Source organism: Stenotrophomonas sp. YJH_SMC_58, from assembly GCF_059369635.1.
This window is the reverse complement of sequence record NZ_JCAFSW010000002.1, coordinates 37,317-54,201: the sequence shown is the minus strand read 5'-3', so window position 1 is coordinate 54,201 and position 16,885 is coordinate 37,317. Positions and strand designations below refer to the sequence as shown.

Annotated in this window: 17 protein-coding genes; 6 read left to right on the top strand and 11 right to left on the bottom strand. The window is 67.2% G+C overall.

All coding sequences use genetic code 11. From position 1 onward, the window contains the following. Nucleotides 1-2 precede the first annotated feature (2 nt). The 5 genes from rlmM to AC5P68_RS02745 all read right to left on the bottom strand — a co-directional run bounded on the left by rlmM (nt 3) and on the right by AC5P68_RS02745 (nt 4,931). Entirely contained in the window at nt 3-1,070 is a 1,068-nt protein-coding gene (gene rlmM, locus AC5P68_RS02765) for a 23S rRNA (cytidine(2498)-2'-O)-methyltransferase RlmM (RefSeq protein ID WP_033834177.1), read from the bottom strand. Continuing rightward, a complete protein-coding gene (locus tag AC5P68_RS02760; RefSeq protein WP_033834176.1) occupies nt 1,054-1,614 on the bottom strand; it encodes a nucleoside deaminase in 561 nt (186 codons plus the stop codon). Before AC5P68_RS02760 ends, rlmM begins: the two co-directional genes overlap by 17 nt. Nucleotides 1,615-1,711: 97 nt before the next feature. Next, a complete protein-coding gene (locus AC5P68_RS02755) occupies nt 1,712-2,434 on the bottom strand; it encodes a DUF6348 family protein (RefSeq protein ID WP_033834175.1) in 723 nt (240 codons plus the stop codon). A 51-nt stretch (nt 2,435-2,485) separates the two neighbouring features. After that, the gene (locus AC5P68_RS02750; protein WP_049433507.1) at nt 2,486-3,139 is read right to left on the bottom strand and encodes a membrane protein; all 654 of its coding nucleotides are present in this window, start codon (nt 3,137-3,139) and stop codon (nt 2,486-2,488) included. 43 nt (nt 3,140-3,182) lie between these two features. After that, the gene (locus AC5P68_RS02745; RefSeq protein ID WP_033834173.1) at nt 3,183-4,931 is read right to left on the bottom strand and encodes a glutamine--tRNA ligase/YqeY domain fusion protein; all 1,749 of its coding nucleotides are present in this window, start codon (nt 4,929-4,931) and stop codon (nt 3,183-3,185) included. A 259-nt stretch (nt 4,932-5,190) separates the two neighbouring features. Here AC5P68_RS02745 and AC5P68_RS02740 point away from each other — a divergent pair, with 259 nt between their 5' ends. From AC5P68_RS02740 to AC5P68_RS02730, 3 genes are all read left to right on the top strand, one after another. Beyond that, entirely contained in the window at nt 5,191-5,454 is a 264-nt protein-coding gene (locus AC5P68_RS02740) for a putative signal transducing protein (protein WP_005408153.1), read from the top strand. Nucleotides 5,455-5,484: 30 nt separating this feature from the next. After that, nucleotides 5,485-6,150 (top strand): peptide-methionine (S)-S-oxide reductase MsrA, encoded by a 666-nt coding sequence (gene msrA / locus AC5P68_RS02735; protein WP_231522238.1) that lies wholly within the window; start codon nt 5,485-5,487, stop codon nt 6,148-6,150. A gap of 322 nt (nt 6,151-6,472) precedes the next feature. Next, on the top strand, nt 6,473-6,832 hold the full coding sequence (locus tag AC5P68_RS02730) for a hypothetical protein (RefSeq protein WP_231522187.1): 360 nt from the start codon (nt 6,473-6,475) through the stop codon (nt 6,830-6,832). A 36-nt stretch (nt 6,833-6,868) separates the two neighbouring features. On the opposite strand, the gene AC5P68_RS02725 is transcribed toward AC5P68_RS02730, so the two are convergent. From AC5P68_RS02725 to ahpC, 5 genes are all read right to left on the bottom strand, one after another. Continuing rightward, nucleotides 6,869-7,825: a transaldolase gene (locus AC5P68_RS02725; RefSeq protein WP_111172415.1), complete on the bottom strand. Its 957-nt coding sequence runs from the start codon at nt 7,823-7,825 to the stop codon at nt 6,869-6,871. Nucleotides 7,826-7,875: 50 nt separating this feature from the next. Continuing rightward, entirely contained in the window at nt 7,876-8,280 is a 405-nt protein-coding gene (gene rnk / locus AC5P68_RS02720) for a nucleoside diphosphate kinase regulator (protein WP_005408156.1), read from the bottom strand. A 123-nt stretch (nt 8,281-8,403) separates the two neighbouring features. Then, the gene (locus AC5P68_RS02715) at nt 8,404-9,366 is read right to left on the bottom strand and encodes a LysR substrate-binding domain-containing protein (RefSeq protein ID WP_005412310.1); all 963 of its coding nucleotides are present in this window, start codon (nt 9,364-9,366) and stop codon (nt 8,404-8,406) included. An 85-nt stretch (nt 9,367-9,451) separates the two neighbouring features. After that, nucleotides 9,452-11,044, bottom strand: a complete 1,593-nt coding sequence (ahpF, locus tag AC5P68_RS02710; protein WP_033834171.1) for an alkyl hydroperoxide reductase subunit F — start codon at nt 11,042-11,044, stop codon at nt 9,452-9,454. A gap of 223 nt (nt 11,045-11,267) precedes the next feature. After that, nucleotides 11,268-11,831 carry an alkyl hydroperoxide reductase subunit C gene (ahpC, locus tag AC5P68_RS02705; RefSeq protein WP_005408159.1) on the bottom strand — a complete coding sequence of 188 codons (564 nt, stop codon included), beginning with the start codon at nt 11,829-11,831 and terminating at the stop codon, nt 11,268-11,270. 354 nt (nt 11,832-12,185) lie between these two features. Here ahpC and prmC point away from each other — a divergent pair, with 354 nt between their 5' ends. Together prmC and pip are read left to right on the top strand one after the other, a co-directional pair. Further along, entirely contained in the window at nt 12,186-13,043 is an 858-nt protein-coding gene (gene prmC / locus AC5P68_RS02700) for a peptide chain release factor N(5)-glutamine methyltransferase (protein ID WP_033834170.1), read from the top strand. 48 nt (nt 13,044-13,091) lie between these two features. Beyond that, nucleotides 13,092-14,033: a prolyl aminopeptidase gene (gene pip / locus AC5P68_RS02695; protein WP_014646006.1), complete on the top strand. Its 942-nt coding sequence runs from the start codon at nt 13,092-13,094 to the stop codon at nt 14,031-14,033. Nucleotides 14,034-14,408: 375 nt separating this feature from the next. On the opposite strand, the gene AC5P68_RS02690 is transcribed toward pip, so the two are convergent. Beyond that, complete coding sequence (locus tag AC5P68_RS02690) at nt 14,409-15,293, bottom strand: LysR family transcriptional regulator (protein WP_033834184.1); 885 nt, start codon at nt 15,291-15,293, stop codon at nt 14,409-14,411. Between the two features lie 105 nt (nt 15,294-15,398). On the opposite strand from AC5P68_RS02690, the gene AC5P68_RS02685 reads away from it, so the two are divergent. After that, the gene (locus AC5P68_RS02685) at nt 15,399-16,817 is read left to right on the top strand and encodes an MFS transporter (RefSeq protein WP_049402842.1); all 1,419 of its coding nucleotides are present in this window, start codon (nt 15,399-15,401) and stop codon (nt 16,815-16,817) included. Nucleotides 16,818-16,885: the final 68 nt, after the last annotated feature.

Here is a 16,885-nt window from a genome sequence, read left to right as displayed (position 1 = left end):
CCTCAGCGCAACGGCGAGGCCAGTACGGTGATCTCCTCACGGTCGTGATAGAGCTGCTTGGCACGCACCACCAGCGGTTTGCCGGCCTGGTCCTGGAACAGGTCCAGGCACAGGCGGGTTTCGTCCCAGCGCTTCTTCATCGGCAGCTTCAGGTTGAAGATCGCGTGCCGGCACCAGCCTTCGCGGAACCAGGTGGCCATGCGTTCGGCCACGCGGCGCGGCTGCTCGACCATGTCGCAGACCATCCAGTCCAGCGGCTGTTCCGGGTGCCAGTGGAAGCCATCGGCGCGCAGGTGCTCGACCAGGCCGGTGTCCAGCACGTGCTGGCGCAGTGGGCCGTTGTCGATGCTCAACACGTGCATGTGCTGGCGGGTCAGCACCCAGGTCCAGCCGCCGGGGGCGGCGCCCAGGTCGGCTGCACGCATGCCGGGCTTGGCCAGTGCTTCGCGTTCTTCCGGCGTCAGCAGGGTCAGCAGCGCTTCGTCCAGCTTCAGCGCCGAACGCGAGGGTGCTTCGGGCAGCAGCTTCAGGCGCGGGATGCCCAGTGCCCACGGCGCGCTGTCGGTCGGGTCGGCCACGCAGACGAAGGCGTGGGTGCCGTCGACGAACACCACATGCAGGCGCGGCAGGCGGTTGTTCGGCTTGTCAGTCAGCTTGCCGGCCTTGCGCAGCGCCGGGCGCAGTGCGTTGCCGAAGGCGCGGGCCAACCCGGACAGCGGCTTGCCGGCGTCCGAGTCCGGGTGTTCCACCCACAGGTCGCCGAAGCGCGGCGCATCGGCCAGCACGTCGAGCATCGGGGTAATACGGTCGGCCGGGTCCAGCTGCGGCAGCTCGGCCAGCACCACCAGCTTCTGCCGCGCGAAAATCAGCTCGCGCCAGCGCAGGCGCGGCGCCAGCGCGGCGGCTTCGTCGCACATGAAAAGCACGTAGCCATCATTGCGCTGGGTGCGCGCGTAGCCGGCGAAACCGGCTTCACCGGCGCGGAACTGCAGCTCGCCGGCCAGCTCGGGCTCGAAGCCCTGCCGGCACAGGCACAGCAGGCCGATGCCGGTCTCAGTAACGGGCGCCATCGCTTTCCCCGTAGGTGCGCAGCACGCTGCGCGCGGCGTCGCGGTTCAGGCCCTGCACCACTTCGATGCCACGCTTGTTGAGCTCGCCGACCCAGTCGGCCGGCAGCGGGCCTTCATCGAACGGGGTCAGTTCCTCGACGTCGGCCGAGTTGGCACCGATCAGCAGGCGGTCGATGCCGGCCCACACGGTAGCGCCATAGCACTGGCAGCACGGCTGCGAACTGGTGGCCAGGGTGACCGGCGACAGCACCGCGTTCAGGCGCGGGGTCTGCAGGCGCTGCTGGGCCAGCATGTAGGCCATGTTCTCGGCGTGCGCCAGCGAGGTCGCGTGCGGCATCACCCGGTTCACGCCCGCGGCGATGACCTTGTCGTCCGGTCCGAACACCACGGCACCGAACGGACCGCCACTGGCGTGCTCGACGTTCAGCCGCGACAGCTCGATCGCCAGCGCGACCTTGGCCTCATCGCTCGGATATCGACGATCCAGGTCGATCTGGTCGTGGATCCAGGCGGGAAGGGTCAGGTGGACTTGCGCGTACAGCATCGCGGGGGTGCCTCGTGTGGGATGGGAAAAAGTGCGGTTGCTTGGGGAACCGGCGCGCAGTGTAGCCGCACGGGCCTGTACCGGGTGTGGGCGTGGGTCAGCCCGGCGAGCCGGTGCGGATCACCACGTACTGCTTACGGAACTCCAGCCCGGCCTGCGGCCAGCTGGCCGCGTAGGCGCGCAGCAGGGGCAGGGCGGCGGCGAAGTCGTGGCCGTTGACCCGGCAATCGGCCTCGCACAGGCCGTCGGCATCGCGCGAGGCGAACAGGCGGATGGCGAGGAATTGGCGGGCTTTCAGCAGCTCGTCGAAGGCCTCCATGCTGCGGGTGAACAGGCAGCAGGGGCAGGAGCCATGATCGTCTTCGCTGCAGGTGGAGGCATCCACTTCCTGTGCACGGTAGTGCGCCAACGGCCCCAGCACTACAGTGCGCTCGTGTTCCTCGCCATTGTCACCGGCCGGATAGGTCAGGCCCATCATCGGCAGGCCCTGTGCGTCCTGGGCGCCGATCGCGGTCTGCAGGGTCACCAGGTCCACCCGGGCCCAGGCCTGGAAGCCGGACAACAGCGATGCCTGCTCATCGGCACCATTTGCGTGCTGGTACTCGAACAGACCATCGGCGAACAACTGCGGATGCTGGCTTTCAATGACGGTGGAGGTCTGCCAACCACCGTTGTCGCGCGCGTGTGCGGCCATTGCATGCGGGGTCAGGCGCAGGCCGCTGTCCAGCAGCAGCGCGTTGCCGTCGACGTGGCTGGCGACGCCCGCGTCCTGAAGGACCTGCTGCAGCAGCGGGAGGAGAGCGGCGGAGGTCGTGGTCATGTCAGGCCTGTGGGGTGGATGGGGTGGAACATCCAGGCAGGGCCTGGGCATCTAGCGGTCGAGCGCGTCGAGTTCGGCGCGATATCGCTGCGCGTCGGATTGCTGCTGCGGATCGTTGCCGTGGTCGCGCAGCCAGCTTCCCAGCTCGCGGCGATAGTCCGCGCGGAACTCGGCATTGCCCGGGCTGAAATGCAGCTTGCGTGCCGCCACCTCCACCCGCTCGCGCGCGCTGGCCCGGGCCTGGGCGACGCCGTGCGGGGATTCATTGGTGAGGATGACGAAGTTGCGTGGGAAGCCCGGCGTGTACTTGACCACGAACGGCTGGTCGCGCGCCGGGATACGGATGGCGTTTTCCAGCGGCCACAGCGAAGCGGTGTTGGTGTGGAACACCACGTCCACGTCGCGGCCCTCGGCGGTACGCAGCACCCCTTCGTAGCGCCAGATGTACTGCTCGTTGAGCGTGGAGCTGGTTCGCTCGGCCTTGACGATCACCGCTTCACCACGCTCGCCCACCACGTTGAGGAAGGTGGCGTTGAGGAAGTGGCCGAAGAACATGTTGAGCATCGCCAGCGGGAACACCACGATGGCGTAGCCCGGAAAGCGCCGCCACCACGAGACCAGCCCGGCCAGCACCATCGCTGCAAAGAACGTCAGCAGCGGATGCTGCGAGATGAACCAGAACAGGACGGAGAGGGCGGTGATCATTGTCGATGGCGTGCGGGCGCCGTGCTGGCGCCCGCGCAGGTCCTCAGGCCGACCAGGTATCGCGCAGGGTCACGCTGCGGTTGAACACCGGCGTGGCTTCGGTGTGGTCGCGGCGGTCGGCGACGAAGTAGCCGGTACGTTCGAACTGGAACGACTGCTCCGGCGCGGCGCTGGCCGCGGCCGGCTCGACATAGCCGGTGACGGTGCGGCGCGATTCCGGATTGAGGTAATCGCGGTAGGTCTTGCCTTCCGATTCATCATCCGGGTTCGGCACCGAGAACAGGCGGTCGTACAGGCGGATCTCGGCCGGCACACCATGCACGGCGCTGACCCAGTGGATGGTGCCCTTGACCTTGCGGTTGGCGCCTTCCATGCCCGGACGCGATTCCGGATCCAGCCAGCCGCGCAGCTCGGTGATGGTGCCGTCGGCATCCTTGATCACTTCGTCGCAGCGGATGATGCCGGCGCCGCGCAGGCGCACTTCGCCACCCGGCACCAGGCGCTTCCAGCCCTTCGGCGGCACTTCGGCGAAGTCCTCGCGGTCGATCCACACTTCGCGTGCGAACGGCACGTCGCGGCTGCCGAAGCTCTCGTCCTTCGGGTGGTTGCTGAAGGTCAGCTGTTCTTCATGGCCCTCAGGCAGGTTGGTCAGCACCAGCTTGACCGGATCGATCACTGCCATGCGGCGCGGCGCGGCACTGTCCAGGTCTTCGCGCAACGCGCCTTCCAGCACGCTGAAGTCGATCAGCGAGTTCTGCTTGCTGATGCCCACGCGCTCGGCGAACAGGCGCATCGCGGCCGGGGTGTAGCCACGGCGACGCAGGCCCTGCAGGGTCGGCATGCGCGGGTCTTCCCAGCCGTCCACCAGCTGCTCGGTGACCAGCGCCATCAGCTTGCGCTTGCTCATCACCGTGTAGTTGATGTTCAGGCGCGAGAACTCGATCTGGCGCGGCTTGGCGGCTTCGCGCGGCAGGCCGGCATCGACCAGCGGCTGGGTCAGCGCGTCGTCATGGGCGAAATCGACGTTGTCCACGCACCAGTCGTATAGCGGGCGGTGGTCTTCGAACTCCAGCGTGCACAGCGAGTGGGTGATGCCCTCGATCGAATCACCCAGCGCGTGGGCGAAGTCGTACATCGGGTAGATCGGCCACGCGTTGCCGGTGTTCTGGTGCTCGACGTGCTTGATGCGGTACAGCGCCGGATCGCGCAGGTTGATGTTGCCGCTGGCCATGTCGATTTTCGCGCGCAGGGTGCGCGCGCCATCCGGGAACTCGCCTGCGCGCATGCGGCGGAACAGATCGAGGTTTTCCTCGACGCTGCGGTCGCGCCACGGCGACGGGCGGCCCGGTTCGGTGAGGGTGCCGCGGTAGGCGCGCACTTCCTCGGCCGACAGGTCGCAGACGTAGGCCTTGCCCTGCTCGATCAGCTTCTCCGCGGCCAGGTAATAGGCCTGGAAGTAGTCCGAAGCATGGCGCAGCTCGTTCCACTCGAAGCCCAGCCAGCGCACGTCGTCCTGGATCGCGGCCACGTATTCCGGGTCTTCCTTGGCCGGGTTGGTGTCGTCGAAGCGCAGGTTGCAGACGCCGCTGAATTCGCCGGCGATGCCGAAGTTCAGGCAGATCGACTTGGCGTGGCCAATGTGCAGGTAGCCGTTCGGCTCCGGCGGGAAGCGGGTCTTGATCGCCTGGTGCTTTCCGCTGGCCAGGTCCTCGCGCACGATCTGGCGGATGAAATCGCGCTTCTCGTGGCTGTCGGCGGGGGTCTCGGGGCTGGCGGGGGTGTGCTCGGACATGAGTCTGGGGCGAAAAAGGGCAGAAAGACCAACAGTCTAGCGCGTACGGGGCAGGGCTGCCCGGTGGGGTGTGGGGATGCCGGCCAGCGGCCGGCACTACCCAACTGCACGGCGATCCACATTCCGCAGGCCCGCTGCCGGCGCTACCGGAAGGTGGATGGGTAGTGCCGGCCGCTGGCCGGCAGAACGGTCATGCGCCGTCACCACCACCATTCAGCCCCCGGGCGTATGCTGGAACCCTGTCCCACGGAGCCGCCGCATGCACATCGTGTACAAGGCCGACAACCTGTTCGACGCCCACCTGGTCAAGCACGCGCTGGAAGATGCCGGCATCCCGGCCTTCGTGTTTGGCGAGCAGCTGCTGGGCGGCATGGGCGAGCTGCCGCTGTTTGGTGTGCTGCGGGTGGGAATCCCCGATGCGGCACGCCCGCAGGCCGAGGACATCGTGGCGGCGCTGGACTTGGGCCACGCGCCGGACGCCCCCATTTCAGATGCAGACGACATAGCCGGACTTCCGGCGTAGGAGCGCATCATGTTGGGAATTGGCCAGGGCATCCTCGGCATCGGCGCCTTCAAGCAGCGCCTGCCACGCCCGGAAGAGGCGCTGCCGGGGCGTGACCAGCCGCTGCCGCTGCACAGCAACCAGCACTTCGTGAACAGCCATCCGCTGAAGGACCGTTTTGCCGGCCTGCAGCAGATCCGTTTCGCGCTGGGCTGCTTCTGGGGCGCCGAGCGCAAGTTCTGGACCGAACCGGGCGTGTACAGCACCTCGGTGGGCTATGCCGGGGGCATCACCCCGAACCCGACCTATGAAGAAGTGTGCTCGGGCCTGACCGGGCACACCGAAGTGGTGCAGGTGGTGTTCGACCCGGCGGTGGTGAGCCTGGAGCGCCTGCTGCAGCTGTTCTGGGAGAGCCACGACCCGACCCAGGGCATGCGCCAGGGCAACGACACCGGCACCCAGTACCGCTCGGCGATCCACGCTACCGACGAGGCGCAGTACGCCGTCGCGCTGGCCAGCCGCGAGACCTACCAGGCGCAGCTGGATGCGGCCGGCTACGGCCCGATCACCACCGAGATCATGTACCCGGCACCGGCGTACTACTACGCCGAGGATTACCACCAGCAGTACCTGGCGAAGAACCCGAACGGCTACTGCGGCATCGGCGGCACCGGCGTGAGCTGCCCGATCGGGTTGGATGTGGAGGCGCCGCGCTGACGCGCGGTGGTCCGCCTGCGGCGGGCAACGTCAACGGCTGAAAGCCAAAGCCAAAGCCAAAGCGGCTCTGGGTTTCTGCGGGTTGGGTGGGGCGGTGTGGGTTGGCAGGACACGCCGTGAACCCCGCTCCGCGGTCCGGCCCAGCCGCTGGCGGCTGTGCGTTCGGGCGCATGCGAAGCAGTGCTTCGCAAGCAAAGCGCCCTCACCCCTGGGGGCTCGATGGCGCCATCCATGGCGCCAACGGTCCTGCCAACCCACACCGCCCCACCCCCGACAGTTTCCCGGTGACGGTGGGAAAGAGCATTGGGTTACTGACGAACTGATGGACAACAAAAAGGACGCGGCGTTCGCCGCGTCCTTTTTGTTTGGTCCTGCAGTGCTTTCTGTAGAGCTGAAGGCAGCGGCAGGAGCCGCTGCCAACGTCGCTTGCGACGGCCCGGAGGGTGCCGGTCAGGACGACCGGCATAGCCATGCTCCGATCCAAGCAAGCGAAGCGCGCGACCCGCTTTTGCTCTTCCTTCTTTCTCCCGTGGCGGGCGGCCACAGGAAACTGTCAGAGGGCGGGCGGGTTGGGTTCGCGGTAGTGTCCGCCGCATGGATGCGGCGGCCAAGCCTCCAGGGATGGATTCACGGCGTCTCCCGCGAACCCAACCCGCCCGACCCAGCACGGCTTTTGCTCTGAGCCCCCCGCCACGAGGGGCTCAGCCGTTGGCCGGAATCACAGTGCCGCGCGGATCCGCTCGCGCAGTGCTTCCAGATCCTTGGCAAACGCCTCGATGCCGGTCGCCAGCTTCTCGGTGGCCATCGGATCGGCCGCCAGGTCCGCCGCGAACTTCGCCGCGTCGATCGGGGTCACCGCCGTGCCATCGGCGGCACCGGCCACCAGCTTGCGCGGCAACTCGCCGTGGTCGGCGTCCAGCTTCTCCAGCAGGTCCGGCGAAATCGTCAGGCGGTCGCAGCCGGCCAGCGCTTCGATCTGCGCGGTCGAACGGAACGAGGCGCCCATCACCACCGTCGGCGAACCACGGCGCTTGAATTCGGCATACACGCCACGCACGAACTTCACGCCCGGGTCTTCGTCGATGGTGGCCGGGGTCTGGCCGTTGGCCACGTACCAATCGAGGATACGGCCGACGAACGGCGAGATGAGGAACGCGCCGGCTTCGCTGCAGGCCAGCGCCTGGGTCGGGTTGAAGATCAGGGTCAGGTTGCAGTCGATGCCCTCGGCCTGCAGGATGCGCGTGGCTTCCACGCCTTCCCAGGTCGCGGCGATCTTGATCAGGATCTTCTCGCGCGGCACGCCGGCATCGGCGTACATCTGGATGAACTGGCGGGCCTTGGCCACGGTGGCGGCGGTGTCGTGGGCCTGGTCGGCGTCCACTTCGGTGGACACGCGGCCCGGCACCAGCGTGCTCAGCAGCGCGCCGACGCCGATGGTCAGGCGGTCGGCCACGGCGTGCACCACGGCTTCGCGGTCGCCACTCTGCTGGCGGCCCCAGGCCAGTTCGCGTTCGATCAGCTCGGCGTAGACCGGCAGGTCCAGCGCCTTCTTCACCAGGGTCGGATTGGTGGTGCAGTCCACCGGCTGCAGGCGCTTGATCGCCTCGTAGTCACCGGTATCGGCAACGACCACGGACAGTTCGCGCAGCTGGGACAGTTTGGACGGGGTACTCATTACGGCTCCTGGTGCAGGGGGATCGAATCGCGCGCGGTGCGCAGCGGTAATCAGGGGCGGTCGTTGTGGACCGCAGTCACGCGCAGGCGCAGCTTGCGGCCGCCGGGCGCGTTCCAGTCGATGCTCTGGCCGATCGAAAGGCCGAGCAGGGCACTGCCGACCGGGGCCAGCACGGAAACCTTGCCTTCATCGACGTTGGCTTCGCGGGGGAAGACCAGGGTCAGGACGTGCTTCTCGCCCGACACTTCATCTTCGCACTCCACGCGCGAATGCATCATGACGATGCCTTCGGGAATCTGGTCCGGTGCCAGCACGGTGGCCCGGTTGAGTTCTTCAGCAAGCGCGAGCGCGGCAGGCGTCTGGCTCAGCGCAGGGGATTCGAGCATGGCGTCCAGGCGGTCCATGTCGAAGGTGGAAACGGTGATCGACGGCGGCAGGCCGCTGGCGGTACTCATGGTGAAGCTCCTTGGTTGAAAGCCATGCAAAAGGCGGCACCTGCTGGCGCCGCCTGTCTGTATTGTGGGGACAAATGCGGCCGGAATCGACTCCTGCCGATTCCAGGCCGGTGCTGCGGGGGTTCAGCCGTTCAGGGCGGGGCCGGGCAGGGCGGTCGCTTCGCCGGTGGCATTCACCGCATCAAGGGTGAACAGCGCCTGCGGCAGGCGCTTGAACTGGTCGGCCAGTTCCATCAGGAAGTCGTTCATGGCCGAGCTGCGGCGCCAGATCATGGCGATGCGACGGCTGGGACGGCCCTCGCCGGTGAAGTCGAGCAGGCGGATGTTGTTCGAGCGCGGCACCGGCGGCTGCACCGACAGGCTGGGCAGCAGGGTGATGCCGACATCGGCGGCAACCATCTGCCGCAGCGTCTCCAGGCTGGTGGCGCGGAACTCGGACTTCTCGTTGGCGCCGAACAGGCGGCACACTTCCAGCGCCTGGTCGCGCAGGCAGTGGCCATCTTCCAGCAGCAGCAGCTTCTGCGTGGCCAGTTCCTGCACATCCAGGTGTTCGCGGCGGGCCAGCGGGTGGCGCCCGGACACCGCCAGCAGGAACGGTTCCTCGAACAGGAACTCGGCGTGCAGCTGGTCGTCGATTACCGGCAGCGCCAGCAGCGCGGCGTCCAGCTTGCCTTCGCGCAGGCGGTCCAGCAGCACATCGCTCTTTTCCTCGACCAGCAGCAGTTCCAGCTCCGGGAAGCGCTCGCGGATGCGTGGGATCACATGCGGCAGCAGGTACGGACCGAGGGTCGGGAAGATCCCCAGGCGCACCGTCCCGGCTTCCGGGTCGCGGCTGCGTCGCGCCGCTTCCTTCAGCTGCTCCACTTCGGACACGATCACCCGTGCCCGTGCCGCCGCTTCCTGGCCGGCCGGGGTCAGCATCACCTTGCGCGGTGCGCGTTCCACCAGCGGCAGGCCCAGTTCTTCCTCCAGCTTGCGGATCTGCGTGGACAGCGTGGGCTGGCTGACAAAGCAGGAGGCGGCAGCCCGGCCGAAATGCTTGTGGTCGGCCAGGGCTACCAGGTACTTCAGATCACGTAGGTTCATCCTTACACCCCAAGGGTAACGGACCGGCTGACGACGTGGTTACCCGACAGGCAGACAATGTTCCCGGTGATCTGGGAACGGTGGATCAGGCCGCTTCAGCAACGGCACCGCTGCTGTTGCTCACCGACGAGCGGATCAGGTGGTCGAACGCGCTCAGTGCGGCGGTCGAACCGGCGCCCATGGCAATGATGATCTGCTTGTAGGGTACCGTCGTGCAATCGCCAGCAGCGAACACACCCGGCAGGTTGGTCTGGCCGCGGTCGTCGATGACGACCTCGCCACGCGGCGACAACGCCACCACATCCTTCAGCCACTCGGTGTTGGGCAGCAGGCCGATCTGCACGAAGATGCCTTCCAGCTCGACGCGGTGGGCGTCGCCGCCGACGCGGTCCTTGTAGACCAGGCCGGTGACACGGCTGCCGTCGCCCAGCACTTCGGTGGTCTGTGCGCTGGTCAGCACGGTGACATTGGCCAGGCTGCGCAGCTTCTTCTGCAGCACTTCATCGGCGCGCAGGCTGGAATCGAACTCCAGCAGGGTTACATGCGACACGATGCCGGCCAGATCGATGGCCGCTTCCACGCCGGAGTTGCCGCCGCCGATCACCGCCACGCGCTTGCCCTTGAACAGCGGGCCATCGCAGTGCGGGCAATAGGCCACGCCCTTGTTGCGGTACTGGTCTTCGCCCGGCACGTTCATCTGCCGCCAGCGCGCGCCGGTGGACAGGATCACCGAACGCGACTTCAGCACCGCGCCGTTCTCCAGCTGCACCCGCACCAGGCCGTCTTCGCCGGCCGGCACCAGCGCGCTGGCGCGCTGCAGGTTCATGATGTCCACCTCGTACTCGCGCACGTGCTGTTCCAGTGCCGTGGCCAGCTTCGGGCCTTCGGTCTCCTTCACCGAAATGAAGTTCTCGATCGCCATGGTGTCCAGCACCTGGCCACCGAAACGCTCGGCGGCGATGCCGGTGCGGATGCCCTTGCGTGCGGCGTAGATCGCCGCTGCAGCACCGGCCGGGCCACCGCCCACCACCAGCACGTCGAAGGCGTCCTTGGCGGCGATCTTCTCGGCATCGCGCTTGCTGGCATTGGTGTCCAGCTTGGCCACGATCTGCTCGAGGGTCATGCGGCCCTGGTCGAACACTTCGCCGTTGAGGTACACGGTCGGCACCGACATGATCTCGCGCTTCTCGACTTCGTCCTGGAACAGGGCACCGTCGATGGCCACGTGCTGGATGCGCGGGTTGAGCACCGCCGCCAGGTTCAGCGCCTGCACCACGTCCGGGCAGTTCTGGCAGGACAGCGAGAAGTAGGTTTCGAACCTGTACTCGCCTTCCAGGTTCTGCACCTGCTCGATCAGCTCGGCGGTGGCCTTGGACGGATGACCGCCCACCTGCAGCAGCGCCAGCACCAGCGAGGTGAACTCATGGCCCATCGGCAGGCCGGCGAAGGTCAGGTGGATGTCCTGGCCCGGGGTGCCCAGGTCGAAGGACGGCACGCGGCCCTGGCCATCGCGCAGCACCCGCAGCGAGATCTTGTCCGACAGACTTTCCAGGGTCTGCAGCAGTTCCAGCATCTCCTGCGACTTGGCGCCGTCGTCGGCGTGCGCGGTGATCTGGATCGGGCGGGTCACGCGCTCCAGATAGGTCTTCAGCTGCGACTGCAGGTTGGCGTCCAACATCGGTCTTCTCCTGGCTTCAGGCAAACAGGGGGCGTGGCACCGCTGTACAAGGTAGCGGACCAGCTGGGGGTAGGGGTGAACCCAAGACAGCGACCGTGGAAGGGGCTGGCTGGCCAAGGCGGGCGAGCATTGGCTGTCTTGGGTTCACCCCCACGCCGGTAGGGCACCGGCATGGGGATGATGGGCGCGCCGTGGCGTGGGGCCACGGCAGGCCGGTACTGCGTTAGATCTTGCCGACCAGGTCCAGCGACGGGGTCAGGGTCTTCTCGCCTTCCTTCCACTTGGCCGGGCAGACCTGGTTCGGGTTGGCGGCGGTGAACTGGGCAGCCTTCAGCTTGCGCAGGGTCTCGGAAACGTCACGGGCGATCTCGTTGGAGTGGATCTCCAGGGTCTTGATCACGCCTTCCGGGTTGATGATGAAGGTGCCACGCAGGGCCAGGCCTTCTTCCGGAATGTGCACGCCGAAGGCGTTGGTCAGCTGGTGGGTCGGGTCGCCGACCAGCGGGAACTGGGCCTTGCCGACGGCCGGCGAGGTTTCGTGCCACACCTTGTGCGAGAAGTGGGTATCGGTGGTGACGATGTAGACCTCGGCGCCAGCCTTCTTGAACTCGGCGTAATGGTCAGCCGCGTCTTCGATCTCGGTCGGGCAGTTGAAGGTGAAGGCGGCCGGCATGAAGATCAGGACGGACCACTGGCCCTTCAGGCTGGCGTCGGAAACCTTGATGAACTCGCCATTGTGGTAAGCGTTGGCTTCGAACGGCTGGATCTGGGTGTTGATCAGGGACATCGTTTTTCCTCTGGTGAAGGGGAGTGGGTGAATCGACAGGAGCTAGGTTACCGACTCGCTGGCGATAAGAACAATCCATTGATTGCATCTATTTGATAGATGAAGTCTATCATTTGGCCATGAGCAGGCACTGAACCTTGCCGCTCCCATCCTGCAACTGGCTGTGTGACAAGGGAAATCTCCCGGAGGCGCGAAAAGGGGCCGATAGCCCCTCCTTATTCCCTCCGGCAGAACCTGAACGGATTGCAGCTTTTTGTAGTGTCGAGCCACGCTCGACTGCGGATCTCTGGAACCGAGCCCATGCTCCGCTGTTCCAGAAGCAGCCGAGCATGGGCACGGCTCTACAATTGCGGAATGTCTTTCCAAACCGAACCCACCCTGCGCCAGATCGTGGCCGAGGCCAGTGCCCGTCTCGGCGGCATCGAAGCCCGCCACGAGGCTGAACTGCTGCTGCTTCACGTACTGGACCGCCCGCGCAGCTGGCTGTTCGCCCACGCCACCGATCCGCTGGCCGCCAATGACCAGGCCGCCTTCGAGGCGTTGCTGGCCCGCCGCGTGGCCGGTGAGCCGGTGGCCTACCTGACCGGCCGTCGCGGATTCTGGACGCTGGACCTGGAGGTCGACCCGGCCACGCTGATCCCGCGTCCGGAAACCGAGCTGCTGGTCGAGCTGGCGCTGGAGCGCCTGCCGCCAGACCAGTCGCTGCAGCTGGCCGACCTGGGCACCGGCAGTGGTGCGATTGCACTGGCACTGGCCAGCGAACGGCCGCAGGCGCAGGTGCTGGCCACCGACGCCAGCCCGGGCGCGCTGGCCGTGGCCGCGCGCAATGCCGCCCGCCATGATCTGCGCAACGTCCGCTTCGCCGAAGGCGGGCACGACTGGTATGCGCCGCTGCAGGGCGCGCGTCTTGATCTGATTGCCAGCAACCCGCCGTACATCGCCAGCGACGATCCGCATCTGGAGCAGGGTGACCTGCGCTTCGAGCCGGCCACCGCACTCGCCTCGGGTCCGGATGGCCTGGATGACATCCGCCGCATCGTCGACGGTGGCCAGGCCCACCTGCTGCCCGGCGGCTGGCTGCTGATCGAGCACGGTTGGGACCAGGGCGAGGCGATCCGCGCGCTGTTCGACGCGGCGGGTTTTGCCGAGGTGCAGACCGTGCAGGATCTGGAGCAACGCGACCGCATCACCCTGGGCCGGCGTCCGGCCTAGAATGGAGGTTCTCCTGCCACGGCAGGGCATCACCCTGGAGCTGCAAGCATGCGTACGCTGTACCCCGCCATCACCCCCTATGACGTCGGCACCCTGAAGGTCGACGACCGCCACACGCTGTACTTCGAGCAGTGCGGCAACCCGGACGGCAAGCCGGTGGTGATGCTGCACGGTGGCCCGGGCGGTGGCTGCAGCGACAAGATGCGCCAGTTCCACGACCCGTCCAAGTACCGCATCATCCTGTTCGACCAGCGCGGTGCCGGCCGTTCCACCCCGCACGCCGACCTGGTGGACAACACCACCTGGGACCTTGTTGCCGATATCGAAAAACTGCGCGAGCACCTCAAGGTCGATCGCTGGCAGGTGTTCGGCGGCAGCTGGGGTTCGACCCTGGCGCTGGCCTATGCCGAAACCCATCCGCAGCGCGTGACCGAACTGGTCCTGCGCGGCATCTTCATGCTGCGTCGCTGGGAACTGGAATGGTTCTACCAGGAAGGCGCCAACCGCCTGTTCCCGGATGCGTGGGAGCATTACCTGAAGCCGATCCCGTCGGTGGAGCGCCATGACCTGATCTCGGCCTTCCACCGCCGCCTGACCAGCGACGACGAAACCACCCGCCTGGAAGCGGCCAAGGCCTGGGCGGTCTGGGAAGGCGCGACCAGCTTCCTGCATGTCGATGATGACTTCATCAACAGCCACGAAGACCCGCACTTCGCGCTGGCGTTTGCCCGCATCGAGAACCACTACTTCGTCAACGGCGGCTTCTTCGAGGTGGAAGACCAGCTGCTGCGCGACGCGCACCGCATCGCCGATATTCCCGGCGTGATCGTGCACGGCCGCTACGACGTGGTCTGCCCGCTGGCCAACGCCTGGGACCTGACCAAGGTCTGGCCGAAGGCGAAGCTGGAAATCACCCCGGCCTCGGGCCACTCTGCGTTCGAGGCCGAGAACGTGGACGCGCTGGTACGCGCTACCGATAGCTTCGCCTGATCGGTAGTGCCGGCCGCTGGCCGGCAACGCCGCACCGGTAGCGCCGGGTCATGCGCGGCGCTATCAACCCTCATCCACGCATGGCGTGGATCGACCACAGCCTGGTAGTGCCGGCCGCTGGCCGGCAACGCCGCACCGGTAGCGCCGGGCGATGCGCGACGCTACCAACCCTCATCCACGCATGGCGTGGATCTACCACAGCCTGGTAGTGCCGGCCGCTGGCCGGCAACGCCGCACCGGTAGCGCCGGGCGATGCGCGACGCTACCAACCCTCATCCACGCATGGCGTGGATCTACCACAGCCTGGTAGTGCCGGCCGCTGGCCGGCAAACCTGAAACGGGTGGATTCCTGCAGACGCCGGTCAGTGGCCGGCGCTACCAATCCCCGGCCAGCAACGCGTCGGCCAGCACCTGCAGCTTCGGCGAATGCTGGCGCGACGGCGGGTAGATCAGTGACAGCGCGCGGCTGCGGCCTTCGAAAGGCTGCAGCACGCGCTGCAGGCGGCCGTCGGCCAAGGCATCAGCCACCGCGAAATCCATCACCTGCACGATGCCGATGCCAGCGATGGCCGCTTCCACCAGCGGATCGCCGCTGTCGAACACCATCCGCGTCGGCGGCGTGAACTCGCGCAGTTGCCCGTCCTGCAGGAACTGCCAGTCCACCAGCCGGCCACTGCGCAGGTTGCGCACCGCCAGGCAAGCATGATCCTGCAGCGCGGCCACATCGTCCGGTGCGCCACAGCGGGCCAGATAAGCGGGGCTGGCCACCGTCACCCAGCGCAGCGGCCGCAATGGCCGCGCGACGATGCGCTGGTCGGCGATGACGCCGGTGCGCAGCGCGGCATCGAAGCCTTCCTCGACCAGATCGACCAGGCGGTCGCTGAGCACGGCTTCCACCTGCAGTTGCGGATGCTGTTCCAGCAATGGCGCCAGCATCGGCACCAGCACCTTGCGCCCGAACATCGACGGCGCACTGATCTTCAACGTACCCGAGGGCGTGCACGGGCGGTCGGCCAGTTGCCGCTCGGCATCGTCCAGGCCGGCCAGCAGCGGTGCCACCTGTTCCACGAACTGGCGGCCATCCGGGGTCAACGCCACGTTGCGGGTGTTCCGCTGCAGCAGCTTTACCCCCAGCGTGGCTTCCAGCCGCCCGATCGCGCGCGACAGGCCGGACTGGCTCAGGCCGAGTTGGCCGGCGGCCACGGTGAAACTGCGCGCTTCGGCCACCTGCACCAGCATGCGCACCGCATTGAGGTCCATCGAGGCTGCATTCATGCGGAAAATCATGACAGAAATGGTGGGCAGGGGGTTTATTGATTCGGTCGCATCAATGAGACTGCGCTCCCCCATCGATCCAGACCGCCGATGCCTCCCCTTAAATACCCGCGCTGGGCGTTGACCCTGCTGGCCACCGCGCAGCTGATCATCGCGCTGGACGCCACCATCATCTTCGTAGCCCTGCATGACATGGGCCGCGCGCTGCAGATCAACGCGCAGCAGCTGCAGTGGGTGGTCAGTGCCTACACCGTGGCGTTCGGTGGCAGCCTGCTGCTGGGCGGCCGCGCCGCCGACCTGATCGGCCGTCGCCGTTTCTACCGGCTGGGCATGCTGCTGTTCGCACTGGCGTCGCTGCTTGGCGCACTGGCGCCGAATGCGACCTGGCTGATCATCGCGCGCGCCGCGCAGGGCGTCGGTGCCGCGTTGCTGTTCCCCGCCACGCTGGCACTGATCAACACGCTGTACGCCGAAGGCCCGGTGCGCAACCGCGCGCTGGCGATCTGGAGCATGGCCAGCGCGGTCGGCCTGGCGCTGGGCACGCTGCTCGGTGGCGTGCTGACCCAGGCGTTCGGCTGGCCGGCGGTGCTGGCGGTGATCGTGCCGCTGGCCACGGCGTGCGCGGTCGCAGCCGGTGCGTGGTTGCCGTCCGATGGTCCACGGGTGCAGGGCCGTTCATTCGATCTGGCCGGTTGCCTCACTGTCACCGCCGGCGGCAGCCTGCTGGTCACCACCCTGGTGCAAGGACCGGAGTGGGGCTGGACGGCACCGGCCACGCTGATCTGCCTGCTGCTTTCAGCCGTGCTGTTGACGGTGTTCGTACAGATCGAAAAACGCAGCCGTGACCCGCTGATGCAGTTTTCGCTGTTGCGCCTGTCGGGCCTGCGCGCGGCACTCGGCCTGACCTTCGCCTTCATGAGCAGCTATGGCGTGCAGTACTACTTCCTGGCGCTCTACTTCCAGGATGGCTATGGCTGGAGCCCGCTGCAGGCCGGCATGGCCTTCCTGCTGCCGACGTTGGTGTGCACCTTCGGCATCCGTATTGCCGAACGCATGCTGCGGCGCCGTTCGCCACGGCAGGTACTGGCCTGGGGCTTCGCCGCCGGTGCCATCGGCATTGCCGCGGTGGCGCTGGCGATGCCGCACGGTGCCAGCTACTGGCCGCTGCTGCCGGGCATCGTGGTGCTCAGCATCGGCCAGGGCATGAGCTGGACAGCGATGTGGATCGTGGCCGGGCAGGGCGTGCCCGGTCCGCAGCAAGGCGTCGCGTCCGGCATGGCGGCCACCGCCCAGCAGATCGGCGGCGCGTTGGGACTGGCGGTGCTGGTGATGGTGGCTAACGCCGCGCGCGGCACGCAGGCCGCAACCAGTGCCGACGCCCTGCAGGGCATGGTCAATGCACAGTACGGCGCCGCGTTGTTCGCCGCGCTCGGCGTGGTGATCGCGCTGGGCCTGCGCCCGGCGCCGGTCGAATCGGCCGCCACCGTCTGCCCGGTCAGCGAGGCATGATTGAAGGCGCTGGCGTGGGTGGTGGATGTGCCACGCCTGCGGTAGTGCCGGCCGCTGGCCGGCAATGC